A 24,949-nucleotide genomic window follows, 5' to 3' on the forward strand; every position below is an offset into this window, starting at 1 on the left:
CCGAGGGACACGGCGGCGCGGAAACCTAGGGAGACCGGGGTTTCAAGCGGGTCGGTCCGGCTCTCTGACCAAGGTTTCCAAAGGCGCTTTCGGGCGACGGCGGAAAGACCGGGCAGAGCCCAGGCTCCCGACACGGAACGCTTCGGCGGGAAGGGTCACGGAGAACCGGGCCGGGATCGATGGACGACGCGAGGGTCAAAAGCCCGGACGGAACGCCACCGGACAGGAGTCGCAAGGATACAGCCGACCGTCGCCGGGTTCGCCCGCCGGCGCTGACGCCAGGGTCCAAAACCTCAATGGCCAAGTCCCAACCCGGACTTGGTGGGGGGACGTGAATACCGGCTCGACCGGGTTCACGTCCCCTCGCTCAATTCCGGCGCAAGGTTCTCAGGCGCCGCTTCCCTTCCCTTGCACCCCCTCCGGCCCTAGTTTGCCGCGATGCAACCCCGCGCGACTCATTCCGTCGTCAGCCGCCGCCTCGTTCTCGCCGGCGGGATCGGCGTGACGGCCATGGGCCTCGCGTCCTGCGGCGACTCCCAGGCGCCCGTCGACGATCAGGGCCGCGTCCGCATCCGTTTCGCCACCGACTGGCGCGCCCAGGCCGAACACGGCGGCTTTTATCAGGCCCTGGCCTCCGGGGCCTATGAGCGGCGCGGCCTGAACGTGCAGATCATCCAGGGTGGTCCCGGCGTGAACGTACCCCAGTTGCTGGCCTCCGGCGCCGTCGAACTCGGCATGGGCTCCAACAGCTTCATCCCCCTGAACCTCGTGGCGGAGGGCGCTCCGGTGAAGGCCGTCGCCGCCTTCTTCCAGAAGGACCCCCAGGTCCTGATCGCCCACCCTGATCCGGACCTGACCGGCATCGCCGACCTCGCGGGCCGCCCGTTCCTGCTGGCCGACGCCTCGATCACCGCCTTCTGGGTCTGGCTGAAGGCCAGGTACGGCTTCACCGACGATCAGGTCCGCAAATACAACTTCAATCCCGCCCCCTTCCTGGCGGACGAACGCGCGGTGCAGCAGGGCTATCTGACTTCCGAACCCTATACGATCGAGAAGGAGGCGGGCTTCGAACCCCGCGTCTTCCTCCTGGCTGACGAGGGCTACCCTTCCTACGCGACCATGGTGATGTCGCCGGACGGGTTCGCGCGGGACAACGCGGCGGCGCTGCGCAGCTTCATCGCCGCGTCTGCCGAGGGATGGCGCGACTACATCCGTGGAGACCCGGGGGCGGCAAACACCCTGATCAAACAGGCGAACCCGGAGATGACCCAGGACATCCTCGACCAGGCCCGCACCAAGCTCAGCGAGAACGGCATCGTCGATTCCGGCGACGCCGCCCTCTACGGCCTCGGCGCCATGACGGCCGAGCGGTGGCAGGCCTTCTTCGACGTGACCTCCCAAGCTGGCGTCTATCCCGCCGACCTGCGCTGGCGCACGGCCTTCACCGACGACTTCCTGCCCGGCCGTGGCTGACGACGCCGGGGCGGCGGTCGCCGGCCTTTCGACGGTCAGGATCGACTACCCCGGCCGCGCCTCCCTAGGGCCGCTGGACCTGACCGTCGGCCCGCGCGAGATCGTCGCCGTCGTCGGAGCCTCCGGCGCCGGAAAATCGACGGCGCTTCGCCTGCTCGCCGGCCTCGAACGCCCCTCGTCCGGAGCCGTGATCCACCCCACCCGGCCCGGCCGTACCGGCTTCGTTTTCCAGAACCCGACCCTGATGCCCTGGGCCGACGCCCGCACCAACGTCGCCCTGCCGCTGGAGTTGTCCGGCATGCCGGCCTCGGAAGCCCGCCGTCGCGCCGACGACAGCCTGGCCGCCGTAGGTCTCGGCGACCGCACCACCGCCCGGCCGCGCCAGCTGTCCGGCGGCATGGCCATGCGTGTCTCTCTCGCCCGCGCCCTGTCGGTCGAACCGGATCTTCTGCTGCTCGACGAACCTTTCGCCGCGCTCGACTCCATCACCCGGCGCGGCCTGATCGAGGATCTGCATCGTGTCTGGGCCGCCCGGCCCGTCGCCATGGTCTTCGTCACCCATGACGTGGAGGAGGCCGCCTATCTGGCCGGACGCGTCGTCGTCCTGTCAGCCGCCGATGGTCGCGCGGTCGCCGACATTCCCATGCCCGGTTCCCTGCCCCGCCCCGACGGCTGGCGCCTCGAGCCCGCCTACCACGAAGCGGTCGAGACGGTCGCCGAGGCATTGGCCCGCTCGATGGAGCGGGCATCGTGAGACGCCTGCTCGACGCCCTGCCCGCACTCCTCCTGACCGCCGTCCTGCTGGGCATCTGGGAGGCTTCGTGCCGACTGCTGCACGTGCCTGTCTATTTCCTTCCCCCGCCGAGCGACGTTGCCCGCGCCTTGGTCGACAACGGCGTGGTGCTGGCGGGCTCGGCGCTCCAGACTTTCTGGATGGCGCTCAAGGCCCTAATCGTCGCGACTGTGATCGGCGGCGGCCTGGCCATCAGCGTCTCCCTCAGCCGCCCGGCCGAACGCGCCGTGGCTCCGCTCGCGGTGACGCTTCAGGTCACTCCCGTGGTCGCCATCGCGCCTCTGGTGCTCATCTGGTTCGGCCTTGACCACGCTGACCGGGCGGTGACCGCGCTTGCCGCCGCCATAGCCTTCTTCCCCATCTTCTCCGGCGTCCTGACCGGACTGAAGTCCGCGGATCCGGATCTGGAACGGCTGTTCGACCTGCACGGCGCCTCCCCCCTCCAGCGCCTGTGGCGGCTCCGCCTGCCCTCCGCCCTGCCCTTCGCGCTGGAGGGCCTTCGCGTCGCGGCGGGTCAGGCGGTGGTCGGCGCGGTGGTGGCCGAGTTCGTTTCCGGCTCCGGCGCCGCACAGGGCCTCGCCTGGCGCCTGCTCGAGGCAGGAAACCGTCTGCGCACGGCCGACCTTCTGGCCGCTCTCGTCTGCCTCGCCATTCTCGGCCTGTCGCTCAACGGCGCGACCCGGCTGATCGAACGCCGCCTGCTGCGCGATCGGGCCTGAAGTCTTTACGCCCGTTAGCGCGGGGTTAAGCCGAGGCCGACTACGCTTCCCGATACGTTCTTCTCGAACGGGAGCTTCGCCTTTGCCGCATCGCGACCCCCGCATCCTGACCCTGCTTCTGGCGACGGCCGGCGCGTGCCTCGTGGCGTCCGGCGCCGAGGCCCAGTCCGCCTCCACGCCCGCCCCGGCCGCAGGTCGCTACCTGACCTGGGCCAACCGCCCGGCCGGCGCCACGCCGGCGGATGTCGCCGCAGCTGAGTCTCGCGTTCGCAACGCCATGATCCCTCGCCGGGTCGCGCCGTCCCAGTCGCCCTACCGCCCGATGATGCAGCCGACCTCGACGCCCTTGCCGGCCTCGCGCGGCCTGACCCCCGCCAGCGCCTGGATCGGGCCCCGCGTCGCCCCCGCCTTTGCACCCGGCTCACCGGACCCGCTGGCCTACGCCACGACCGAGATGGCGGCGCCCGCTCCGTCCTATTCGCCGCCGCCCGCGCCGGTCGAGCGCGCCGCCGTCGATCCCATGGCCCCCCGTCGCGACGCCCCGGTCTTCAACCTGCAGCGTCAGGCCACCGCCCCGGTCACCCAGGCTCCGACGCCGCAGCAGGCGGCCCAACCCGTCCCCGATCCCGCCGATCCCATGGCCCCGCGCCGGGACGCCCGCATCTTCCAGATGCAGCAGGGCCTGACCCAGGGCGAGGAGCAGGCCGCGCTTCCCGCACCGGCAGAACGCGCTGCCGGTCAATCCTCGGTCCAGTCTGGTCAGTCCGGCGCCCGCTACTATTCGGTGCACCGCGACGCGGGCCATCGCCCGGACCCCACCGCCCTGCCCGAACCCGTCTATTTCGACAGCGTCACCCTGGATCTCGCCGAGCCGCCGGAGAACGAGCCCCAGACGCGCGACGCCCAGGGCCGACGCCGCGTGGTCCCCAATATCGATCCGAGCCTGCCATGACCGACGCCGCCTTCGCTCCGGTCGAGACCGGATCGCGCCTGCCCGACCTGATCGTCCTGGCCAAGGAAACCTCCAGCGAGAAACGCCGCGCCCTGCTGCGTGAGCTGACCGAGCATTTCTTCGGAGCAGGCCAGCGTACCGCCGCCGAGGACGCCCTCTACGATTCCGTCCTCAGCGATCTGACCTCCGAGATGGAGACCGCCGTTCGCGCGGAGCTTTCGGCCCGGTTCGCCCTGTCGCCCGACGCCCCGCGCGGCCTGATCCGCCGGCTGGCCAATGACGAGGTGGCGGTCGCCGACGCTGTCCTGCGCGCTTCCGCGGTTCTGACCGACGATGACCTGCTCGGCGTCGTCCGCTCCAGGGGCCAGGAACATCTGCGCGCTGTGTCCGAACGTGCGAGCGTTTCCGAAGCGGTCTCCGACGTCATCGTCGAACGCGGCGACGACGAGACTCTCGGGACCCTGCTCCGCAACGACGGCGCTCGCCTGTCGCGCGCCGCAACCGAGACCGCCGTCGAACGCGCCAAGGTCAATCCGGCGCTTCACGAAGCGACGGTCCAGCGCAAGGGCCTGCCCGCAGACCTGCTGAACGACATGTATTTCGTCGTCGAGGCCCGGCTGCGTCAGCAGATCCTTGAACAGAACGCCGCCATGGATCCGGCCTTGCTGGAGAGCGCCCTCGCCGCCGGTCGCGCCCGCGTGGCGACCGAGGACGGCGCCCTGCCGGCCGACTACTCCGAATGCCTCGCCTATGTGGAAGAGCTGAAGGCCGCCAACCAGCTCAGCCCGACGATGCTTGCCCGCTTCCTTCGCTCCGGCAGCCGGACCTCATTCCTGATCGCCCTGGCCCAGCTGGCCGACGTGGACTTCCACACCGCCAGCCAGATCGTGGAGAAGAAGGAGCTCGATGCCCTCGCCGTCATCTGCAAGGCGGCCGATCTGGATCGATCCCTGTTCCTGACCTTCGCCGTCGTCATCATCGGCGGCGAGGACAATGCGATGGGCAAGGCCCACAGCTACGCCAGGCTCTATGCCGAGCTTCAGCGCGACGCGGCCCTGCGCACCCTGCGGTTCTGGCGCATGCGTCGGGGAACGGCGACTGCCGCCTGAAACGGAAACGCCCGCCTCCTTGCGGAAGCGGGCGTCTGAACTTCGTTGGATCCGAAGACTACTTCTTGGCGCGGGGCGCGCGGGCCGGTTTGCGGCCGCCCTGGCCCAGGCCCATCTGCTTGGCCAGGTCCGAACGGGCCTTGGCGTAGTTCGGGGCGACCATCGGGTAGTCCTTGGCCAGGCCCCACTTGGCGCGATATTCTTCGGGGCTCATGTCGTACTTGGTGCGCAGGTGGCGCTTCAGCGACTTGAACTTGCGGCCGTCTTCCAGGCAGATCAGGAAGTCGGGGCTGATCGACTTGCGGATCGGCACGGCCGGTTCCTTGACCTCAGGCTCGACCTCGACGACGCCGGTCGAAACCTGCGACAGGGCGGCGTGGATATTGGAGATCAGCGACGGCAGGTCGTTGGCCGACACGCTGTTGTTGCCGACATAGGCCGACACGATATCAGCGGTCATTTCCAGAAGTTCGGACCGATCGTCCAGTCTTGAAGCGTCCACGAGCGTTTCCTTGCCTAATCTTGCCGGACAGTGGCGATTGTGATTTCGGGAAATACGGATGTTCGGCGCCGAAAGCAATGCGCGTCTGAACTCAGTGCATCAGAATGCCGTCGAACAACCCCGCAGGACTGTATTCAGTTTCGACGCATGGGGTTCAGCGGCCGAAGTTTTCGGCCAGCGCCATCATCGCCGCACGTTCGGGCGTCGAATATTCATCAAGGGCCTGGTCGTCGCCTTCGCGAATGGCCCTCAGCAGATCGGGCGACAGGGCCGAGGACAGAGACCAGTTCCAGTAACGCAGCACCGTCTGGGCCCGATCGACGGCCAACATCTCATAGGTCACCTGAACGCGGTCCCAGTCGGGATGCACGCGACCATCCGGCAAGGTCTCCGGTCGCCGCACCGAGCGCCACAGGTTCTGCAGGTCGATGCGCGACATGCCGGTCGCCTTGCACAGGATGGCCAGGGGCTCGCCGCCGACATCGCCCATGATCTTGGCCCCGGTCAGCGGCTTCACGCCGGCGAGATAGGCGATTTCGGCCGCGACCTCACGGTTCAGCCCGTCGCGCGCCGCGATGGTGACCGCATGCTCCAGGCTGTCGTAGGGGCTCTTGTCGATGGCCGCGCGGTTTCTCTGGCGGCGCTCGATGAACTGCAGCGCCTTGCGCGAGACCGGATCCTGCCAGCCTTCTTCGGCGGCCATGGCGAAGACGTCCTCGACGACCTCCTGCATGACCTCACGGCTGACCGCAAAGCGCTGAAGAATGGTCTTGCGGTCCTCAGCCGGCGCCCACCAGAACATCACATAGGCGCCCGACGGACGAAGTTCGGGCCGTCGCAACAGATGCCCGCACAGGATCGGCATCTGACGGCTCAATGCCACGACAGCCTCGACCCCGCTTTGCGACAGGCGTGCCGTGGTGTTGCGCAACAAACATTCGATGACGCCCTGCTCACCAAAGGCGATCAGTGTTTCGGTCACCACCTCCGCCAGACCGCGACGGCTGGCCATCAGGAAGCGGTGCTCAGGCCCCGTATCGCGAGCGCAGGCGACCAGATCCGCGTCGGTCAGAGAGGCGCACTGCTCCAGCAGCAGACCGGCTATGGCTGGATCGTCCCTCAGCAGCATCCGCGCGAGACTGTTCGGCAACTCGGCCAGCGGCGCCAGCCGTTGAGCCACGCGCTGGCGCTCGCGAGGAGCCGCCAGACGCAGCATCTCGACCAGCAGGTCTCCGGTCACCGCACGCTCGAAGGCGTTGACCCGGCTGCCCGGCAGCGACACGACGTCGGCCAGTCGCTTCAGCAACGCATGCCGCGCCCGGAAGACGGGCTGCGGAGCCTCTTGGTCTGGGACGGTCGCGGGATCGGACATGCTGGCGCCAGCGTAACGGTTGACGGGTTAACCGCCGATGACGCTCAGGCGGCGCCCCATGCCTGACGCAGCCACCGCGCGGGCCTCACAGCCCCTCGAACAACGCCGTCGACAGATAACGCTCGGCGAAGCTGGGAATAATCGCGACGATGGTCTTGCCGGCATTCTCGTCCAGAGCCGCCAGGCGGAAGGCGGCGGTCAGGGCCGCGCCCGACGAGATGCCGACCGGGATGCCTTCAACCCGAGCGACCTTGCGGGCCATCTCGAAACTGTCCTCGTTGGAGACCTGTTCGACGCCGTCGATGACCGAGCGGTCGACAATGGCGGGGATGAAGCCCGCGCCGATGCCCTGGATCTTGTGCGGCCCGGGTTCGCCGCCGGACAGGACGGGCGAGGCCGTCGGCTCGACCGCGATCATCCGCACCGAGGGCTTTTTCTCCTTCAGCGCCTGACCCACGCCGGTGATGGTGCCGCCCGTGCCCACGCCCGCGACGACGATGTCCACCGCGCCCGCCGTGTCGTTCCAGATCTCTTCCGCCGTCGTGGACCTGTGGATGGCCGGATTGGCGGGGTTCTCGAACTGCGACGGGCTGACCGCGCCCGGGGTGCGTTCCAGCAGCTCGGCCGCCATGGCGATCGCCCCCTTCATTCCCTTTTCGGCGGGCGTCAGGACCAGTTCGGCGCCCAGCAGGGCCAGCATCTTGCGCCGTTCGATCGACATCGATTCCGGCATGACCAGGATCAGCCGATAGCCCTTGGCCGCGGCCACGAAGGCCAGGGCGATGCCGGTGTTGCCCGAGGTCGGCTCGATCAGGACGCTGCCCGCCGAGATCCTGCCGGCCGCTTCCAGCGCCTCGATCATCGCCACGCCGATCCGATCCTTCACCGACGAAATCGGATTGAAGAACTCCAGCTTGGCCAGCACCCGGGCCTTGGGCGAATACTCCGCCGAAAGACGCGGCAGTCCGACCAGCGGCGTGTCGCCGATGGTGTCGATGATCGAGTCATAGACCTTGCCGCGACCGTGGGTGGCGCGGGCGTTGGGGGCGGTGTCGGACATGGGGAGCTCCGGCTGGTCGCTGAAATTGGAGTCTAAATAGTCCATAGAGTCCCAAAGTCAGGCCCTACAAACGAGTCTGGATAGTCCGTGGAGTCTGGAACACCCACCCCACATCGACCTTCGCAGTGGACATAGGGCCACAGTCCGCGCGCACAAGCGTCTGGGCATGAACCCTTTCAAGCTTTACCGCGTTTGCGACAAATCGCGGCGGCCCGAAGGACGCCCACGGGGGACGACCACTGGCTGAAATTGCTTCTATCGACGGCCCCGCGCCTGCGTTCCCCAGCGGTTCCGGAGAGATGGCTGACCGCGTGCGCGGCCACGACTGGGCTTCCACGCCTCTGGGCCCGATCGACAACTGGCCGCAGAGCCTGAAGACGACCGTCTCCCTGCTGATCGCCGCTCCAGTGCCCATCGTCCTGCTCTGGGGCGAGCAAGGGGTGATGATCTACAACGACGCCTATTCGGTCTTCGCTGGCGGGAGGCACCCCCGGCTTCTGGGCTCCAACGTTCTGGAGGGTTGGCCCGAGGTCGCGGATTTCAACGCCAATGTCATGAAGGTCGGTCTGGCCGGCGGAACCCTGGCCTATAAGGACCAGGAGCTGACCCTCCACCGCACCGGTGAGCCGGAGCAGGTCTGGATGGATCTGGATTACTGGCCTGTGCCCGATGAGAGCGGACGGCCGGGCGGCGTCATCGCGACGGTCGTCGAGACCACGGCGCGCGTGGAATCCGACCGAGTAAGGGCCGCGACCAACGAACGACTTCAACTGGCGCTGTCTGCAGGCCGTGGCGTTGGCACCTGGGATTTCGACATCGAAGCCGACCGGGTCGTCGCCGACGAACGGTTCGCTGAAATCTACGGCGTCGATCCGGTCGTGGCTCGCGCCGGGGCCCCGCTGTCCGACTTCTTCCAGGCCATGCATCCCGATGACGCGGAACGCGTCGGCCGGGAAGTTCTGCGGACTCTTGAAACCCGTGCGCCCTTCCACTCGGAGTACCGGCTGATCCAGGCCGGTGGCGAAGTCCGCTGGGTCTCCGCCGAGGGGCGGATCGTCACGGACGCGGACGGCAGGTTGCGTTTCCCCGGCGTGACCTTTGACATCACAGAGCGCCGCGAGGCCGATGCGATCCTGGCGGAAACCGAGAGCCGCTACGACGCCTTGTTCAACTCTACCTCCACCGGCTTCTGCATCATCCAGATGAAGTTCGACGCCGACATGCGACCCGTCGACTACATGATCGTGGAGGGCAACCCGGCCTTCGAAGAGATGACCGGCCTGCACGGCGCCAACGGCAAATGGGTGTCGGACATCGCGCCGGGGCTGGAGCAGCACTGGTTCGACCTCTACGGCAAGGTCGCCCTGACCGGAGAGACAGTGCGGTTCGAAAATCCCGCCGACATCTTCGGCCGCTGGTACGATGTGGAAGCGCTTCGCATCGGCGACCCGGAGGCGCATCGGGTCGCCATCCTGTTCACCAACATTACAGAGCGGAAGCAGACCGAGGCGCGTCAGCAGGCCCTTCTGGACCTCAACGATGCGATCAGGGATCTGATCGATCCCGCCGAAATCGCTCACGCCTCGTCGAAAATCCTGGCCGAGACCTTGGGGGTCAGTCGTGTCGGATACGGCGTCATGGACACGGTCGCCGAGACTGTGACCATCGAACGCGACTACAACGCTCCGGGCGTCCAGAGCATCGCCGGCGTCATCCACTTCCGCGACTTCGGCTCCTACGTCGAGAACCTCGCCCGCGGCGAGACGGTGATTTTCGCCGACGCCGCGCACGATCCGCGCGTCAGCGACGGCGGCGCGGCCCTGGCCGGCATTCGGGCGACTTCCCTGATCAACATGCCGCTGATGGAGCGCGGCAAGGTGGTGGCGCTGCTGTTCGTCAACAACGCCACGTCGCGCGAATGGTCGGACGATGACGTCGCCCTCGTGCGCGAGGTGGCCGAACGCGTCCGCACCGCCAGCGAACGCGCCCGCGCCGCAGCCGATCTTCTGGACAGCGAAGCCCGTTACCGCACCCTGTTCGACACGATGGACGAGGGCTTCTGCATCATCGAGTTCTTCGATGGCCCGCATGGTCCGCTGAGCGACTACATCCATCTCGAAGCCAACGCCGCCTATGCCGAACAGGCCGGCATACCGAACGTCGTCGGCAAGAAGCTGCGCGAGATGGTCGGCGACGAGGCCCAGGCCTGGGTCGACCGCTATGGCGAGGTCCTTCGCACCGGCCAGCCGATCCGGTTCGAACAGGAACTGGAGGCGACCGGCCGCTGGCTGGAGCTGGCCGCCTTCCGGGTGGAGCCGCCCGAGCGCCAGCAGGTGGCGGTGCTGTTCAGGGACCTGACCGAAAGGCGACAGGCGGAACGGGCGCTGCTCGAAAGCGAGGAACAGTTTCGCGTCTTCGCCCAGGCTGTGCCGAACCAGATCTGGGCCAGCCTGCCCGACGGAACGCTCAACTGGTTCAACCAGCAGGTCTATCTCTACACCGGCCGCGGCGAAGGCACGCTCGACGGCACGACAACATGGGGCCAGATCGTCCACCCCGACGACCTGGAGGCGGCCGGCGAGGCCTGGGGGCGTTCGCTGGCGACCGGCGAGGTCTATCACACAGAGTTCCGAATCCTGCGTGCGGACGGCGCATGGCGCTGGTTCATTGTGCGGGCCGAGCCGGTGCGGGACGAGACGGGAGCCATCACACGGTGGGTCGGCGCCAACATCGATATCGAGGATCGGCGTCGGCAAGCCCAGGAAATGGCTCAACTGAACGATCGGCTGCAGGTCCTGCTGGCGGGCAGCAAGGCCGAGCGGGACCAGCTGTGGACCCTGTCCGAAGACATGCTGGCTCGCGGCGACTATGAGGGCGGCCTGTCAGCGGTCAACCCGGCCTGGACCAAGGTCCTGGGCTGGTCGGAGCATGAGCTGCTGACCAACCCCTACGCCGACATCATCAATCAGGACGACCTGCCGGCGACAACGACGGCGCTGGAAGAGATGGGCCGGACCGGTCAGTCCGCCCGGTTCGAGAACCGCATCCTGACCAAAGACAATGTCTGGAAGCCCATCGGCTGGACGGTGGCGCCGGAACCGGAGGGTGTGAACTTCATCGCCGTGGGTCGAGACCTGACCGAGGACAAGGCGCGCGAACAGGCGCTGTCGAACGCCCAGGAAGCCCTACGCCAGTCACAGAAGATGGAGGCTGTGGGTCAACTCACTGGCGGCATCGCTCACGATTTCAACAACCTGCTGGCGGGCATCTCAGGCTCGCTGGAGCTGCTGTCCAAACGTCTCAGCGAAGGCCGGCTGAACGGCATGGATCGCTACATCGACGCGGCGCAAGGCTCCGCCCAGCGCGCGGCCTCCCTGACACAGCGCCTGCTGGCCTTCTCGCGTCGGCAGACCCTCGATCCGAAACCCACCGATGTGAACCGCCTGATCAACGGCATGGAGGACCTGATCCGGCGAAGCGTGGGGCCGGACGTAGAGCTGGAGGTCGTCGGCGCCGGTGGTCTGTGGGCGACGAGGATCGACCAGTCGCAGCTGGAGAACGCGTTGCTGAACCTCTGCATCAATGCGCGCGACGCCATGGTGCCGGCCGGCGGGCGGCTGACCATCGAGACGTCGAACAAATGGCTCGACGATCGCGCGGCCCGGACGCGCGACCTGCCGCCCGGCCAGTACGTCTCCCTCTGCGTCACCGACACCGGTACGGGCATGCCGCCCGAGGTTCAGGCCCAGGCCTTCGATCCCTTCTTCACCACCAAGCCTTTGGGTCAGGGCACCGGTCTCGGCCTCTCCATGATCCACGGCTTCGTGCGCCAGTCGGGCGGTCAGGTGAGGATCTATTCGGAGATGGGCAAGGGCACGACCATGTGTCTCTATCTCCCGCGTCACCTTGGCGGGGTGGACGGCGACGAGGATACCGGCCCAACGGCCATCGCGGAGGGCGGCCACGGCGAGACCGTCCTGATCATCGACGACGAGGAGACCGTGCGGATGCTGGTCGCCGAGGTTCTGGGCGACGCAGGCTACAACGTCATCGAGGCTCCCGACGGACCGTCGGGCCTCGAGATCCTGCGCTCGGACCGTCGTATCGACCTGCTCGTCTCCGACGTCGGCCTGCCCGGCGGGATGAACGGACGCCAGGTGGCGGACGCCGCGCGGGTCTCGCGACCCGACCTGAAGGTCCTCTTCATCACCGGCTATGCCGAGAACGCGGCGGTCGGAAACGGCTTGCTGGCGCCCGGCATGGAGGTCCTGACCAAGCCCTTCGTCATGGGCGACCTGGCCGCCAAGGTGCACGACATGATCGAGGGGTAAGTCCCCTGCGATTCACCGCTGATTAACCACGTTGCCGCATTCGTTAACGCCATGCGCAACCTCGTAGCCGCCGTCGAAGCGATCGATCCGCTGCTCGTCACCGGCAAGGTGGCGGGCGTCAGCGGCCTGCTGATCGAGGCGCGCGGCGGCCTGTCCCGGCTGGCCGTCGGCGCGCGGGCCGAGATCGGGCGGCGCGGCGCCTCGCCCCTGCCGGCCGAAGTCGTGGGCTTCCGCGATTCCAAGGCCCTCCTGATGCCGTTCGGCCCGGTCGAGGGCGTGGCCCCCGGCGCCGACATCCACATCATCGGCCAGGCGGCGGCGGTCAATCCGACCAAGGCCTGGCTGGGCCGCATCATCGACGCCTTCGGCCAGCCCATCGACGGCAAGGGCCCCCTGCCCCAGGGACCGGCCCCCTATCCCCTCCGCGCCTCTCCGCCCCCCGCCCATTCGCGCGGCCGCGTGGGCGAACGACTGGACCTCGGCGTCCGCTCGATGGACGTCTTCACGACCACCTGCCGGGGCCAGCGCCTGGGCATCTTCGCCGGATCGGGCGTCGGCAAGTCGGTGCTGCTGTCGATGCTGGCCAAACAGGCCACCTGCGACGTCGTCATCGTCGGCCTGATCGGCGAACGGGGCCGTGAGGTCCGCGAATTCATCGAGGAGACCCTCGGCGAGGAAGGCCTGCGCCGCGCCGTCGTCGTCGTCGCCACCTCCGACGAACCGGCCCTGAAACGCCGCCAGTCCGCCTACATGACCCTGGCCATCGCCGAATACTTCCGCGACCAGGACCTCGAAGTCCTCTGCCTGATGGACTCGGTCACCCGCTTCGCCATGGCCCAGCGCGAGATCGGGCTGGCGGCGGGCGAACCGCCGACGACCAAGGGATACACCCCCACCGTCTTCACCGAACTGCCCAAGCTGCTGGAGCGCGCCGGGCCGGGTCCCGTCCGCCCGGACGGCACGACGGCGGGACCGATCACCGCCCTGTTCACCGTGCTGGTGGACGGCGGCGACCATGACGAGCCCATCGCCGACGCCGTGCGAGGCATCCTCGACGGCCACATCGTCATGGACCGCAAGATCGCCGAGCGCGGCCGCTTCCCCGCCATCGACGTGCTGAAATCCGTCAGCCGGACCATGCCCGCCTGCCAGACGCCGCCCGAGCGCGAGCTGAACAAGCGCGCCCGCCAGTGCCTCAGCGCCTACGCCTCGATGGAAGAACTGATCAAGATCGGCGCCTATCGCGCGGGCGCCGATCCCATCACCGACAGGGCCATCGCCCTGAACCCCCAGCTGGAGGCCTTCCTGGGCCAGGACAAGGACGACGCCACGCGTCTTTCCGATTCCTTTACCCGCCTGGAGGCAATTCTGAATCAGGGCATGGTCCCTCAGTAGTGACTGGATTTAACGCATGACCGCCTGGGCCCACTCGCTGATCCGGATTTCGAACTACGAGGTCGAGACGCTGCAGAAGCGCCTCGCCGAAATCTCGTCGCGCAAGGTGTCGGCAGAGATGCGCCTGGCCGTGCTGGACGCCGAGGTCGAGGTGGAGCGCGAGCGCGCCCGCGCCGACGCCGAAGCCGGTCTGCTGCTTCAGGCCTATATGGCCGGCTGGAAGGCCCGAAAGGGCGCCGCCGAAACCGATCTGGTCACCCTCGACGCCGAGGAAGAAGGCGCTCGCGACGCCCTGACCGGCGCCTATTCCGAGCTGAAGAAGTTCGAACACGTCGCCGAGATGACCCGCCTCAACGCCCTCATCGCAGCCGGCAAGCGCGAGACCGCCGCCTTCGACGAAATGGGTCTGAGAAGGCGTAGCGCCTAAGTTTCCTTCTCCCCTTGAGGGAGAAGGTGGCCGAGCGAAGCGAGGTCGGATGAGGGGTAAGTTTCCACCACTCCGACCCAACCGTTGAGAGCCGATCTGATGACACCTACCCCTCATCCGTCAGCCTCCGGCTGCCACCTTCTCCCTCAAGGGGGGAAGGGTCTGTCGCGCCGCCTGTTCGTAAGCTCCGCCCTGGCGCTGGCCGCCTGCGACAAAAATGCGTCCGCAGCGCCTGCGATCGCCGCGACCCCGCTGAAGTCCATCGCCCCCTTCCCCATCGGCACGGCGGCCATGACCGGCCAGTTCGAGGACCGGGCCTGGGTCGACCTCGCCCTGACCCACGTCTCTCAGCTCACGCCCGAGTGGGAGATGAAGATGGAGTACATCCTGTCGGAGACCGGCGACTACCGCTGGGACGCGCCCGACCGGATCGCCGACTTCTGCACCACCCACGGCCTGCGCCTCTTCGGCACGACCCTGATCTGGTACTCGCAGGACAGCGCCTTCTTCCGCTCGCTGGACCCCGCCCGCTTCAGCACCGAATACGACCGCTACATCCAGACCGTCGCCCAACGCTATCGCGGTCGCGCCACCGGCTGGGACGTGGTCAACGAAGCGGTCGCCGAAGACGGAAACGGCCTGCGTTCCTGCCTGTGGTCCGAAGCCCTGGGCCAGGAGGCCTATATCGCCCGCGCCTTCGAACAGGCGAAGCTGGCCGATCCGGACGCGGTCCTGTTCCTCAACGACTACAATCTGGAGAACCTGCCGACGAAGGGCGCGACCTTCCTGCGACTGGTCGAGCGCTTGCTGAAGGCCGGCGTCCCCATCGGCGGCATCGGGACCCAGTCCCACCTCGACATCGAAATCCCCGCCGGCCAGACCGCCGCCTTCTTCCGCGAGGCCGCTCAGTTCGGCCTGCCCATCCACGTCTCGGAGCTGGACGCCTCCCTGCGCGTCGAGGGCCGGTTCGACACCCGGTCGCAGCGCCAGAAGATCGAGCAACAGACCGCCCGCGTCGCCGAACTGACCTCTGCCTTCATGGACCTGCCGCCCGCCCAGCGGTTCGCCTTCACCGTCTGGGGCATGCGCGACACCGACAGCTGGCTGCGACGCGAGGCCCGTGACGACGGCAAGGACAGCCCGCTGCTGTTCGACGCCTCGGGCCGCCCCAATCCGATGTTCCAGGCCGTGGCGGACGCGATCCGCGCCTAGTCGTAGATCGGCGCGCCCTCGGCCAGCAGGCGCGCGACATTGTCCTTCATCGCCTGCACCTGTTCCGGCGGATGGCCGGTCCATTCCGTCACTTCGCCGACGATCCGCAACGGCTCGCGCGAGCGATAGGACAGGGTCGGATTGCCGGGGAACTTGGTGTTGGTCAGGTTGGGATCGTCCTCGATCGTCCCGGTCGGCTCGACGATGTAGATGCGCTGGCGACCGTCGCCCCTCGCCAGCTCGGCTCCCCAGATCGCCGCTTCGAGCGTCCCCGACAGATAGATCCACGACAGTTTCAGGTCGTCGCCGTAGTTGGAGTTGAAGCCCGGTTTCAGCCAGTCTCCGACGGACAGGTCCGCGCGAGTCCCGTGGTACAGGGTCGAGGGAACCCCGCCGGCAGCCACCGTTCCATACGTGGGGTCCGAGTTCATCACCGCCTCCCGATTGCGTTTCGCAGCCCCGGAGTCTGCGCAAAAGACCGCGCCTGCCAATTCTTGATCTCGAAAACTTCGTCGCCATATCGGTGACAGGCGACAAGACGAATGGCCGCCAGAAACGAAAAACGCCCGCCGGTGTCCCGGCGGGCGCTTCGGTTGGCTTCGAGGCCTAGACTTTTCAGGCGGCGGCGCTCTGCGGAGCGGGCGCGGAGGTTTCCGACGGGTCTCGCAGGACGTAGCCGCGACCCCAGACGGTCTCGATATAGTGCTTGCCGCCGGCGGCAGTGGCCAGCTTCTTGCGCAGCTTGCAGATGAAGACGTCGATGATCTTCAGCTCGGGCTCGTCCATGCCCCCGTAAAGGTGGTTCAGGAACATTTCCTTGGTCAGGGTGGTACCCTTGCGGAGCGAGAGCAGCTCCAGCATCTGGTATTCCTTGCCCGTCAGGTGGACGCGGTGACCATGCACCTCGACCGTCTTGCCATCCAGGTTCACGGCGATCTCGCCGGTGTGGATGATGGCCTGGGCGTGACCCTTGGAGCGACGGACCACGGCGTGGGTGCGCGCGATCAGCTCGTCCTTGTGGAAGGGCTTGGTCATGTAGTCGTCGGCGCCGCCGCCGAAGGTCTTGACCTTGGTCTCGATTTCCGTCGAGCCCGACAGGATCATGACCGGCGTGTTGACCTTGCCGACGCGCAGCTGGCGCAGGACTTCCAGGCCGCTCATGTCGGGAAGGTTGAGGTCGAGCAGAATGAGATCGTAGTCATAGATTTTGCCCAGATCGATGCCTTCCTCGCCCAGGTCCGTCGTGTAGACGTTGAAGCCTTCCGACTTCAGCATCAGCTCGATGCTCTGCGCCGTCGCATGATCGTCTTCGATAAGCAGAACGCGCATTCATGCCCCTCCAGGCAAAAGCTAGACCATATGACCCGGAGCATACGTCCGGGTAACCTTGTTCGAGAGTTAACCCGTCGAACCCTTAAGAAGTATTAACGCCACCCCATGAAGGCGAATCTGGGGTGATTTGCGAATCGCGTCGAGCCACCGCGAGTCAACGATTCGAATTATTTCGCCACCCGCCGTTCGACCCGGTCTGATGCGCCTTCACCAAAAATCGTGTCGGCCCGCCACAACTGGAGGTACGACCGATCCTGACGTCGCAAAGGACCATATTCCTAGCATGATGTTTTGTCGCCTTTAGTCTGGCGATCTCGCATCGGCCTGGGAGGACTGCCTTGAACACACCCTATCGGATCATCGTGCCCTCGCAGGACCGCGACCGGGCCGACCTGACCGTCCACGTGGTCGCCATGCGTCTGGGAACGCCGATGGAGACCCTGACCCGCAAGGGCCGGCTGTCGCTGCCGGCGCTGCGGGTTCGACGGGTGTCGCTCTACCTCGCCCATGTGGCGCTGGGCTGGTCGCTCGAACGCGTGGGTCACGCCTTCGGCCTGAACCGCCAGACCGTGTCGAGAGCCTGCACACGGATGGAGGAGGCGCGCGACGAACCCCACCTGAACGACCTCCTCGACGAGCTGGCGGCGACCATCCTGGGCCTGTGCGAAGCGCCGCCGGTCACGGACCTGCCGGAGGTGGCATGAGCGGGCCGGCAGCCCGGGCGCGCGGTCTGCTGGCGCGTGGCGGCTGGATCGACGTCGCGGCGCTGGATGGAAGCTACGCCCTGCGGATCGGCGGCGACCGCCGGTCACGCGCCGCCATGACCCTGAACGAGGCGACCTTCCGCGCCCTCGTCGAAAGCCCCGGTCTGAAGGCGCGAAGAGGCGGCGGCTGGGTCGAGCGCTCCGCCCCGACGGAACTGCCCTCACCACGGCCCGGCGCGCCCGGCCGCATCGAGGGGGAACGGGCGATCATGGAGCCCGACGGTCGCCTGACCGTTCGCCGCGCCAATCTGGGCGAGAGCCCCATCGCCTGGCTGGCCCGTCGAAAGGACGTCGATGGCCGCCCCTGGCTTGGACCCGCCGAGATCGCCGCCGCGGAACGCCTCAGACTCGACGTCGAACTCGCGCAGTCCGGCCCGTCGATGACCATGCGCTGGGACGCCCTGCCCCGCACGGGCGGGAGCGGCTCGTCGGCGAGGGTCGAGCCCGGCGACCGCGCCCTCGCCGCCGGGCGTCGCGCGGCCCGCGCTTTGGCGTCGATCGATCCCCGAACCCGGGCGCTCGTCGAACAGGTCTGCGTCCGCCAGGGCAGCCTGCAACTCGCCGAACAGGAGGCGGGTTTCCGGCGCCGCGAGGGAAAGACGGTTCTGAAAACCGGCCTCCAGACCCTGGCACGGCACTACGGCATCGGCTGATCAGCCCGCCGCCATCGCCTCCTGCAGGATGCGCCCGACCATGGCGTTGAGCCCGTTGGCTCGCTGCCGGGTCAGGGCCTGCGGCAAACCCAACCGGTCCAGCGCCGCCCTGGCGTCGAAGGCCAGGATCTGATCCGCGGGTCGCCCCGAATAGAGCCTTAGCAACAAGGCCACATTCCCCTTGGAGATCGCGCTGTCGCTGTCGGCGCGGAACGTCAGCCGGTCCCCCTCACGTCCCGACGCCAGCCAGACCTGGGCCGCGCAGCCCGGCACCTTGTTGGCGTCCGTCCGGTCCGCGTCCGGCAGCGGCGCCAGGTCCTTGCCCAGGTCGATGACATAGGCGATCCGCTGCTCCCAGTCCTCCAGCACCTCGAAATCCTCGGCCAGTTCGTCCAGGGTCGCGTCGATGGTGTCGGCCGGTTCGGTCATGGCTCGCCAGATAGGCCGCGCGCCGGTTAACGACAACCGGCGCGTCCATCCCCAGTTGTCGGTCCCGCCGCCCCCCGACCGAGTCGCCTCCTGCGGGTGCGGGCTTTAGACGACTCGGCTGCGACGCTAGTCTCATCGGTCGGCGCGCTCACCTCCCCGGCCCCTCGCCCCGGCCGCCCGGACACCTGTTTGACCTCTGTCGCCCGCCCCGATCCGGACGCCTCTCCGCCGCCCTCGCGCGCGATGGAAGAGGGCGTGTCCGCACTGACGGCCTGGCACGCGGCCTGGGCCGTTGGCGCGATCCTGTCACTCGTGGCCGGCGCGACGTTAGGCTGGCTCGGCGGGTCGGAGATCTTCGGCGCGGCGGCCATGATCGTGCCCGGACTCGCCGGCCTCGCCCTGCTGTGGCGCGACGGGACCGGCGAGCGGTCGCTGCTGCTGGTGGTCTGGACCCTCGCGGCCCTGGCTGCCGCCATGCTGTCCGGCGGACTGGCGGGACCGCTGGTGGGCTATGCGGGCATGCCTTTCGTGGCGGCTCTGGCGCTCGGCGGACCTCGTCATGGCGTCAAGCTGGCCCAGGCGGGCGCGATCGGCTCGGGCGTCGTCGCCCTCGGCGGCCAGTTGTCCGCCCTGTTCGTCGGCCCGCCGGAAAGCCGGCCCCTGCCGGCCGCGATCTCCGTCCTGCTCGTCATGATCGCGGCCGTGCTGGCCGTGCGACTTGCCTGGCGGCTGCGCGAGACCAGGCTCAACGCCGCCGAGGCCATGACCCTGCGCGTCGAGACCCTGCTCGCCGCCCAGCCCGCACTGACCCTGGTGCTGGAGCCGTCCGGTCGTGTCCTGGCCGCCTACGGCTCTCCCCCGCCGGCGCTGGAGCCCGACGCCCTGTTCCAGTCCGGCCTGTTCGCGGCTGTCCACGCCCCCGATCGTCCCGCCATCCTCGCCGCCATCGACCGGGCGCTCGCAGGTCAGGATGGCCAGGCCCAATTCGCCCCGCGCATCGCCCTCGACCGCCGCGTCAATCTGATCCTTCGCCGGATGGAAGACGGAGAGACGGGCCCGCGCCTCATCGCACAGGCCTTCGACGCCACCCGCCAGTTCGCCACCGAAATCGGTCTGGAGGCCGCCCGCGCCGAGGCCGAGGCCCGCGACAGCGGCAAGACCCGCTTCCTCGCCAACATGTCCCATGAGCTGCGCACGCCGCTGAACGCCGTGCTCGGCTTCTCCGACATCATGCGCCAGCGCCTGTTCGGCCCCCTGCCCCAGAAATACGCCGACTACGCCGACAGCATCCACGAGGCCGGCGGCCACCTGCTGGACCTGATCAACGACGTGCTTGATGTGTCCAAGATCGAGGCCGAACGCTACGAGCTGTCGCGCGAAACCTTCGACGCCCGCGAGGTCGTCTCCGCCGCCGTCGCCCTCGTCCGCATCACCGCGACCGACAAGGGCGTGGGTCTCAACAGCCTGGTCCCGGAAGAGCCGCTGACGGTCGACGCCGATCGGCGCGCGCTTAAGCAGATCACGCTGAACCTGCTGTCCAACGCCATCAAATTCACTCCTTCGGGCGGATCCGTGACCCTGACCCTGGACGTGATCGGCCCGTATCTGGAGCTGGTCGTCTCCGACACCGGCGTCGGCATCGCCGCCCGTGACCTGAAGCGCCTCGGCCGTCCGTTCGAACAGGCCGGCGCCGTCGAGCAGAAGGTCCAGGGCACGGGTCTGGGCCTGTCGCTGGTCCGCGCCCTGGCCGAGTTGCATGGCGGCCGGATGAGCCTTGAGAGCACCCTCGGCGAAGGCACGGCGGTGACGGTACGACTGCCCGTCGCGGTCGCGGTGCGCGCCCCGGCGCCCGAGGGCGGGGCGGAGGTGATCCCCTTCAACGCGGGCGGCTGATCGGGCTGGACGCCATCGCGCGGTTGAGCGTCAGGCGGGCGGGTTCGGCGTCCAGCAATCGGCGAGGCCAGGCGAACTTTCAGCCCACCATCGGGCGGCCGGGGAATTCACATTGCCGACGATCTCGACATCCACGGCGGCGTTCTCCGGCCCCGAACGCGCCCAGCGGTTCCAGAAGGTGACACGCGAACCATGCAGCTGGATTTCGGCGGAGGCTTCCTCCCCGAGCCGGATCGCATCGGGACGCACCGCCGGCAACTGCTCCATCGCCAACAGCATGGTCCGCACCCCGGGGCAGGATCGGGAATCCGCCCAGACCGTCGCCGTTCGGGCCATCCGGGTCCCTGTCTCGCGACGCACGGCCCAGAACACGGTCTGCTCCGGCGGAGCGCCGCGATAGACGACGTAGAAGGTGTTCACCGACCAGTCCCGTCTCAGATCGCCGACTTCCGACAACCCGCCGAATGCGGGACGACCCTCGAGATCCGCCTGCCTGGCGTCCTGGACGATCTTCTCGACATCGACCTGAGCCAGCGCCGTCACGGGAAAGACCGCCGCCATCGCAGCGCCGACGGCAAGGGCGAGAGGCGCTATCCGGATCAAGGAAGTTCTCATACCGGATAAAGGGCCCACTTGGGGCATTCAGGCAAGCGAGGCCTTTGCTAGACCGTCCCCAACGCCACGAAGGCCCGCGCCGCCGCGAAATCCCCGGCCTCGAAGGTCGCGGTGGCGACGCTGCCGTCCCGGAACAGGAATTGGATCAGGAAGGGCTCGCGCGGGTCCAGGCGGGACAGCCGGTCACCACCCGTCGTGGGGAAATACCAGGTCTCGCCCTGGGTCCGACCAGTTGCCAGCAGGGTCGCGGGCGCGGGCGCGGTCCCGGCGGACCAGACTTCCTGACGCGCGCTCTCGGGCGGCAGGATGGCGCGACCGGCGGCCGTCAGCCACGGACGGGCGGCCAGGGCCGGATCGCGCATGACCATCCGCGCCGCATAGGGACGCGGACGCCCCACGAAGGAGACGACGGCCGAAAGGGTCTCGCCGCCGGACACATTGGCTGAACCCGGCACGGCCGCGCTGAGCCCGAACCTCACGGGCGAGGCGCCGGTGACCGAGGTCTGCACCAGCCGCCATGTCGCGGCCTCGCGTCGGACGCGGTCCGCGGTCCAGGTCGCGTGGTCGCCGTTGAAGTCCATACGCGGGATCCGCTGCCAGCCGGCGAAGGCGTCGGAGACCCGGTCGCGCACCATGGCCAGTTCGGGGTTGGCGCAGGACACCTGACGCGCCCGCGACCGGGCGCGCTGGGCGGTGGCGAGAAGCGCCGCCTCTGTGGTTCCGGCGCGCAGGGCGGCGCCTCGCGATTGCAAGGTCGCAGCAGACAAAGCCCCGACCACGGGCGCCCGGAACAGCCGGCATTTCTCATGCGCGGCCAGGACGAAGGTCCGGTCGTAGAAGGTCCCCGTGCCGTCGGCGAAGGCGGCCACGGGCGTCGCCGCCATCACGACGGCGGCGATTACGGCTCTGGCGGTGCGGGTCGAAAGGCCTATCCTCATGAGCCCACCGTAGCGCCACGTCGTTCCGGTCCCGTTTCCAGGCAGGGTTACCGATTTGCTTCTGAACTCAGACCTGTGGGTCGGCGCCCTGATCCGCCGCGCCCAGATCGAGGGGGCCAATGCGACCGTCGTCCGCCGGGGCGACGCGCGTGCCGGAACCGTGATCGTGAAGGCCTACAATACGTCGGAACGGACGGCGCAGGTCTTCACCGAGGCCTTCGGCCAGGACGGCGATCGCCTCTGGATCCAGCCGGTGCAAGGCAATGAGAGCGAGATCGACGCCTTTATAGAGCGCCAGCGCGGATACGACCCCGACCTCTGGGTCGTCGAGATCGAGGACAGGCAGGGGCGGAATTTCATCGTCGAGAAGATTCAGGTTTGACCAGTTAAACGCCTGTCCTTCGGCAAGCCGAGCGCAGAAAACCCGGGTCGGCTGGGTCCTGTTCGGGGTGATCGCCTTGATGGCCGGACTGTGCTTCTGGTGGCTCAGGATACGGTTCGCGGCGCTCGGCTACGCCTGATCTCCCGGTCGCAAATCCTTAACGACGTTCGGGAACCGGATCGAAAACCACTCGGGCATAGGGTCACGGTGTCGGCGATAAACGTCGACGTCAGGCGAGTGCCCCGCATGCTGTTTCTCATGAACGATGTCGTCTTCGACCTGAACGAGGCCTCCCCGGTCACGTCGGCCGATGCGCGCCGGTTCGAGAAGCTGGGCTTCGACTACCTGATGGAACTCGGCTGCGAACTGTTTGCCGAGGACCCGCTGCTGCACCGGAACGATCCGGAACGCGCCCGCCGTCTGGCCTGGCTGATCCACGACCGCTCGCCGGAAGTGAACGCCGCCCTGTTCGCCGCGCCCGAGACCGATTGCGATCCCGCCCTCGTCGAACCCCTGTTCTGCGCCCTTCCCGAGACGGTCATGCGCCAGCTTCAGCAGCGCGGTGGCAAGGGCAAGCTGGACGCCGTCTCCGCGGACCGCGCCGTCTGGGGCCGGATGGCGGCCTGAGGCCCGACGGACCACGCCTGCGCTTGTCTACCGGACGCACGCCCCGCTAGGTTGAAAACCTCTCGGGGAGTTAAGCCATGCGTATCTCGGTCGCCCTGCGGACGCTTTCGTTCGCCCTGGCACTCATCCTCTGCGCCGCCGCGCCGGCCCGCGCGGACTTCCTGCGCGCCGAGACCGAGCATTTCGTCATCCAGGGCGAGGTCAGCCGCGGCGACATCACAGAGTATGCTCGCAAGGTCGAACGCTTCCACGAGATGCTGGAGATGTTCATGCCGCCGAACAGCGACGATCTGCAAGCGCCGAAGCTCTGGATCTATCTGGCGGCGAACAATGCGACGATGCGGCAGGTCTGGCCCGGCGTTCCGACGACGGTCGGCGGCTTCTACAGCCGCAATGACGGCCGGATCTATGCGGTGGTCGATCTGAGCAACGAGAACAATGACACGATCCTGTTCCACGAATACGCCCACCACTACATGTTCCAGTATCACAACGAGGCCTACCCGGCCTGGTTCGTGGAGGGGTTCGCCGAATACCTGGCCCCCTCGGACCTGCGCATGGGGCGCATCCGGTACGGTCTGTGGAGTGAAGGCCGACTGAACTCTCTCGCCCAGACCAACAACTGGGTCCCGATGCGGACCGTGTTGAGCGCCCGCCCCAATCTGGGCTCCCGGCAGGGCTCCGCCTACTACGCCCAAGCCTGGCTGCTGACCCACTACATGAACGGGACGCCGGAGCGGCAACGCCAGTTCAGCGCCTATCTGGCCGCCGTCGGACGGGGCGAAGAGTCTGTGGCGGCCTTCGAGGCGCAGACGGGCCAGTCGCCGGAACAACTGACGACCAGTCTGCGCGCTTATCTCGGACGCGGGGTGACGGTCTACACCCTGACGCATGCCCTGCCGGTGGCGGAGGTGACCGTGACGACCTTGCCGGCCAGCACCAAGGACGCGATCTGGCTGGACCTGCGCTCGATGCGTTCGTTGGGCGACGACAGCGACGCCCTGCTTCAGCGGGTTCGCGCGATGGCGGCGCGGCATCCGGGCGAGCGGCTGCCGACGGTGACCCTGGCCAAATACCTCGTCGAGGCCGACCTGCCCACCGAGGCGATCACGACGCTCGAAGCCGTCGTGGCTGCCGACCCCGCCGACGCTGAAGCCCTTTGGCTGATGGCCACTGCGGAGATGGATGTCGCCGACGACACGGATGACGAGGCCGCGCGCGCGACGCTGATGCGTCAGGCCCTGCGCCGGCTGGGCGCCGCCTACAACGCCGACCCCTTCGACTTCAGGATCTACATGGCCATGTCGCGGAATCGCCAAGGGGCGCCCGGCTACCCGAGCGATAACGACCTGACGATCGCCGAGAGCGCCTACCGTCTTGCGCCCCAGCTGGGTTCGACGGCGATGCGGGCCGCGCAGGTCCTGATGGCCAAGGAGAAATATCTTGAGGCGGTGATGGTCCTGTCGCCGCTGGCGAACAACCCGCACGACGGCGGAGACCTCGGCTCTGTGCGCGACCTGCTGGCGCAGGCGCGCGAACGCGCTGGCCTCGAGCCGGTCTCGACGGAGGCGCCGCCTGCGGTCGAGGAGACCGAGGCCGCCGACTGACGTCCCTACATCAGGACGTTGAACACCACATGCACGAAGGCCGCCGCCCCGATGATCACGCCGAAGCCCGAAAGCAGGCAAATCGCCGGATGAATCTCACGCTCCGTGAAGTGTCTGGACGGAGCGCGGACCTTCGAAACGCGGTGTGCTGAATCCAGCAAAGCCATAGCCGTTTCCTTTCCCTGCGGCGTCCGGCTCATGTCCGGAACGTCTCGCAATCGGAGGATGACTCCAAAGACCCTGCTTGGCGAGGGGATTCTCGGCCGTTTCTCGACACACCTTTGAGAGCGGAGGATGAAGAGCACAATCTTCGCAGTGGACAGGCTTTCCAGCAGCGACGCTGTACGTTCCTGACCATCGCGTG

At 67.8% G+C, this 24,949-nt stretch carries 24 protein-coding genes; 15 read left to right on the top strand and 9 right to left on the bottom strand.

The features are described from left to right. The first annotated feature begins 438 nt into the window (after window positions 1–438). From ACQY68_RS14495 to ACQY68_RS14515, 5 genes are all read left to right on the top strand, one after another. Window positions 439–1,473: an ABC transporter substrate-binding protein gene (locus ACQY68_RS14495; protein WP_428150278.1), complete on the top strand. Its 1,035-nt coding sequence runs from the start codon at window positions 439–441 to the stop codon at window positions 1,471–1,473. After that, a complete protein-coding gene (locus ACQY68_RS14500) occupies window positions 1,466–2,227 on the top strand; it encodes an ABC transporter ATP-binding protein (protein ID WP_428150280.1) in 762 nt (253 codons plus the stop codon). The genes ACQY68_RS14495 and ACQY68_RS14500 overlap by 8 nt, the downstream gene beginning before the upstream one ends. Next, window positions 2,224–2,985 (top strand): ABC transporter permease, encoded by a 762-nt coding sequence (locus tag ACQY68_RS14505; protein ID WP_428150282.1) that lies wholly within the window; start codon window positions 2,224–2,226, stop codon window positions 2,983–2,985. Before ACQY68_RS14500 ends, ACQY68_RS14505 begins: the two co-directional genes overlap by 4 nt. Window positions 2,986–3,067: 82 nt before the next feature. Continuing rightward, complete coding sequence (locus ACQY68_RS14510) at window positions 3,068–3,937, top strand: hypothetical protein (protein WP_428150283.1); 870 nt, start codon at window positions 3,068–3,070, stop codon at window positions 3,935–3,937. Further along, window positions 3,934–5,046 (top strand): DUF2336 domain-containing protein, encoded by a 1,113-nt coding sequence (locus tag ACQY68_RS14515; RefSeq protein WP_428150285.1) that lies wholly within the window; start codon window positions 3,934–3,936, stop codon window positions 5,044–5,046. Before ACQY68_RS14510 ends, ACQY68_RS14515 begins: the two co-directional genes overlap by 4 nt. 58 nt (window positions 5,047–5,104) lie before the next feature. On the opposite strand, the gene ACQY68_RS14520 is transcribed toward ACQY68_RS14515, so the two are convergent. The 3 genes from ACQY68_RS14520 to cysK form a co-directional block, all read right to left on the bottom strand. Beyond that, the gene (locus ACQY68_RS14520; RefSeq protein WP_428152678.1) at window positions 5,105–5,533 is read right to left on the bottom strand and encodes a MucR family transcriptional regulator; all 429 of its coding nucleotides are present in this window, start codon (window positions 5,531–5,533) and stop codon (window positions 5,105–5,107) included. A gap of 169 nt (window positions 5,534–5,702) precedes the next feature. Next, window positions 5,703–6,920 (bottom strand): DUF2336 domain-containing protein, encoded by a 1,218-nt coding sequence (locus tag ACQY68_RS14525; RefSeq protein ID WP_428150286.1) that lies wholly within the window; start codon window positions 6,918–6,920, stop codon window positions 5,703–5,705. Between the two features lie 85 nt (window positions 6,921–7,005). After that, on the bottom strand, window positions 7,006–7,980 hold the full coding sequence (gene cysK / locus ACQY68_RS14530; RefSeq protein ID WP_428150287.1) for a cysteine synthase A: 975 nt from the start codon (window positions 7,978–7,980) through the stop codon (window positions 7,006–7,008). A 299-nt stretch (window positions 7,981–8,279) separates the two neighbouring features. On the opposite strand from cysK, the gene ACQY68_RS14535 reads away from it, so the two are divergent. The 4 genes from ACQY68_RS14535 (at window position 8,280) to ACQY68_RS14550 (ending at window position 15,345) form a co-directional block, all read left to right on the top strand. Continuing rightward, entirely contained in the window at window positions 8,280–12,311 is a 4,032-nt protein-coding gene (locus ACQY68_RS14535) for a PAS domain-containing protein (RefSeq protein ID WP_428150289.1), read from the top strand. A 51-nt stretch (window positions 12,312–12,362) separates the two neighbouring features. Beyond that, complete coding sequence (fliI, locus tag ACQY68_RS14540) at window positions 12,363–13,706, top strand: flagellar protein export ATPase FliI (protein WP_428150290.1); 1,344 nt, start codon at window positions 12,363–12,365, stop codon at window positions 13,704–13,706. Window positions 13,707–13,722: 16 nt separating this feature from the next. After that, a complete protein-coding gene (locus ACQY68_RS14545) occupies window positions 13,723–14,133 on the top strand; it encodes a flagellar export protein FliJ (protein WP_428150291.1) in 411 nt (136 codons plus the stop codon). Between the two features lie 99 nt (window positions 14,134–14,232). Beyond that, a complete protein-coding gene (locus ACQY68_RS14550; RefSeq protein WP_428150293.1) occupies window positions 14,233–15,345 on the top strand; it encodes an endo-1,4-beta-xylanase in 1,113 nt (370 codons plus the stop codon). On the opposite strand, the gene arr is transcribed toward ACQY68_RS14550, so the two are convergent. Then, complete coding sequence (arr, locus tag ACQY68_RS14555; protein ID WP_428150294.1) at window positions 15,342–15,776, bottom strand: NAD(+)--rifampin ADP-ribosyltransferase; 435 nt, start codon at window positions 15,774–15,776, stop codon at window positions 15,342–15,344. The two genes, ACQY68_RS14550 and arr, sit on opposite strands and share 4 nt — an antisense overlap. Window positions 15,777–15,960: 184 nt before the next feature. Then, window positions 15,961–16,674 carry a response regulator transcription factor CtrA gene (gene ctrA / locus ACQY68_RS14560; protein ID WP_426036717.1) on the bottom strand — a complete coding sequence of 238 codons (714 nt, stop codon included), beginning with the start codon at window positions 16,672–16,674 and terminating at the stop codon, window positions 15,961–15,963. 341 nt (window positions 16,675–17,015) lie between these two features. On the opposite strand from ctrA, the gene ACQY68_RS14565 reads away from it, so the two are divergent. Together ACQY68_RS14565 and ACQY68_RS14570 are read left to right on the top strand one after the other, a co-directional pair. Beyond that, window positions 17,016–17,381 (top strand): chromosomal replication initiator DnaA, encoded by a 366-nt coding sequence (locus ACQY68_RS14565; protein WP_428150296.1) that lies wholly within the window; start codon window positions 17,016–17,018, stop codon window positions 17,379–17,381. Then, window positions 17,378–18,094 (top strand): DUF6456 domain-containing protein, encoded by a 717-nt coding sequence (locus ACQY68_RS14570; RefSeq protein WP_428150297.1) that lies wholly within the window; start codon window positions 17,378–17,380, stop codon window positions 18,092–18,094. Before ACQY68_RS14565 ends, ACQY68_RS14570 begins: the two co-directional genes overlap by 4 nt. Here ACQY68_RS14570 and ACQY68_RS14575 read toward each other — a convergent pair whose 3' ends face one another. Then, a complete protein-coding gene (locus ACQY68_RS14575) occupies window positions 18,095–18,523 on the bottom strand; it encodes a SufE family protein (RefSeq protein ID WP_428150299.1) in 429 nt (142 codons plus the stop codon). Between the two features lie 189 nt (window positions 18,524–18,712). On the opposite strand from ACQY68_RS14575, the gene ACQY68_RS14580 reads away from it, so the two are divergent. After that, window positions 18,713–20,416 carry a sensor histidine kinase gene (locus ACQY68_RS14580; RefSeq protein ID WP_428150300.1) on the top strand — a complete coding sequence of 568 codons (1,704 nt, stop codon included), beginning with the start codon at window positions 18,713–18,715 and terminating at the stop codon, window positions 20,414–20,416. Between the two features lie 30 nt (window positions 20,417–20,446). Here the strand turns inward: ACQY68_RS14580 and ACQY68_RS14585 are convergent, their stop codons facing one another. Both ACQY68_RS14585 and ACQY68_RS14590 read right to left on the bottom strand, forming a co-directional pair. Beyond that, on the bottom strand, window positions 20,447–21,019 hold the full coding sequence (locus ACQY68_RS14585; RefSeq protein ID WP_428150301.1) for a hypothetical protein: 573 nt from the start codon (window positions 21,017–21,019) through the stop codon (window positions 20,447–20,449). A 59-nt stretch (window positions 21,020–21,078) separates the two neighbouring features. Then, a complete protein-coding gene (locus ACQY68_RS14590; RefSeq protein ID WP_428150303.1) occupies window positions 21,079–21,969 on the bottom strand; it encodes a hypothetical protein in 891 nt (296 codons plus the stop codon). 55 nt (window positions 21,970–22,024) lie between these two features. Between ACQY68_RS14590 and ACQY68_RS14595 the strand changes: the two genes are divergently transcribed. The 3 genes from ACQY68_RS14595 to ACQY68_RS14605 all read left to right on the top strand — a co-directional run bounded on the left by ACQY68_RS14595 (window position 22,025) and on the right by ACQY68_RS14605 (window position 24,585). Then, on the top strand, window positions 22,025–22,351 hold the full coding sequence (locus ACQY68_RS14595) for a DUF1491 family protein (protein WP_428150304.1): 327 nt from the start codon (window positions 22,025–22,027) through the stop codon (window positions 22,349–22,351). Window positions 22,352–22,597: 246 nt separating this feature from the next. Next, the gene (locus ACQY68_RS14600; protein ID WP_428150306.1) at window positions 22,598–22,978 is read left to right on the top strand and encodes a hypothetical protein; all 381 of its coding nucleotides are present in this window, start codon (window positions 22,598–22,600) and stop codon (window positions 22,976–22,978) included. A gap of 77 nt (window positions 22,979–23,055) precedes the next feature. Next, window positions 23,056–24,585: a hypothetical protein gene (locus ACQY68_RS14605; protein ID WP_428150308.1), complete on the top strand. Its 1,530-nt coding sequence runs from the start codon at window positions 23,056–23,058 to the stop codon at window positions 24,583–24,585. A 5-nt stretch (window positions 24,586–24,590) separates the two neighbouring features. Here ACQY68_RS14605 and ACQY68_RS14610 read toward each other — a convergent pair whose 3' ends face one another. After that, on the bottom strand, window positions 24,591–24,785 hold the full coding sequence (locus ACQY68_RS14610; RefSeq protein WP_428150309.1) for a hypothetical protein: 195 nt from the start codon (window positions 24,783–24,785) through the stop codon (window positions 24,591–24,593). Between the last annotated feature and the right edge of the window lie 164 nt (window positions 24,786–24,949).

This window comes from Brevundimonas sp. (assembly GCF_965278935.1).
Lineage (GTDB): Bacteria > Pseudomonadota > Alphaproteobacteria > Caulobacterales > Caulobacteraceae > Brevundimonas.

Bases quoted from the DNA above. Each gene is read 5' to 3' on its own strand.
- ACQY68_RS14515 (WP_428150285.1), top strand. From the start codon at position 3,934: ATGACCGACGCCGCCTTCGCTCCGGTCGAGACCGGATCGCGCCTGCCC.
- cysK (WP_428150287.1), bottom strand. From the start codon at position 7,980: ATGTCCGACACCGCCCCCAACGCCCGCGCCACCCACGGTCGCGGCAAG.
- ACQY68_RS14600 (WP_428150306.1), top strand. From the start codon at position 22,598: ATGCTGTTTCTCATGAACGATGTCGTCTTCGACCTGAACGAGGCCTCC.
- ACQY68_RS14550 (WP_428150293.1), top strand. From the start codon at position 14,233: ATGACACCTACCCCTCATCCGTCAGCCTCCGGCTGCCACCTTCTCCCT.
- fliI (WP_428150290.1), top strand. From the start codon at position 12,363: ATGCGCAACCTCGTAGCCGCCGTCGAAGCGATCGATCCGCTGCTCGTC.
- ACQY68_RS14535 (WP_428150289.1), top strand. From the start codon at position 8,280: ATGGCTGACCGCGTGCGCGGCCACGACTGGGCTTCCACGCCTCTGGGC.
- ACQY68_RS14525 (WP_428150286.1), bottom strand. From the start codon at position 6,920: ATGTCCGATCCCGCGACCGTCCCAGACCAAGAGGCTCCGCAGCCCGTC.
- ACQY68_RS14590 (WP_428150303.1), bottom strand. From the start codon at position 21,969: ATGAGGATAGGCCTTTCGACCCGCACCGCCAGAGCCGTAATCGCCGCC.
- ACQY68_RS14495 (WP_428150278.1), top strand. From the start codon at position 439: ATGCAACCCCGCGCGACTCATTCCGTCGTCAGCCGCCGCCTCGTTCTC.
- ACQY68_RS14545 (WP_428150291.1), top strand. From the start codon at position 13,723: ATGACCGCCTGGGCCCACTCGCTGATCCGGATTTCGAACTACGAGGTC.
- ctrA (WP_426036717.1), bottom strand. From the start codon at position 16,674: ATGCGCGTTCTGCTTATCGAAGACGATCATGCGACGGCGCAGAGCATC.
- ACQY68_RS14605 (WP_428150308.1), top strand. From the start codon at position 23,056: ATGCGTATCTCGGTCGCCCTGCGGACGCTTTCGTTCGCCCTGGCACTC.
- arr (WP_428150294.1), bottom strand. From the start codon at position 15,776: ATGAACTCGGACCCCACGTATGGAACGGTGGCTGCCGGCGGGGTTCCC.
- ACQY68_RS14570 (WP_428150297.1), top strand. From the start codon at position 17,378: ATGAGCGGGCCGGCAGCCCGGGCGCGCGGTCTGCTGGCGCGTGGCGGC.
- ACQY68_RS14610 (WP_428150309.1), bottom strand. From the start codon at position 24,785: ATGAGCCGGACGCCGCAGGGAAAGGAAACGGCTATGGCTTTGCTGGAT.
- ACQY68_RS14575 (WP_428150299.1), bottom strand. From the start codon at position 18,523: ATGACCGAACCGGCCGACACCATCGACGCGACCCTGGACGAACTGGCC.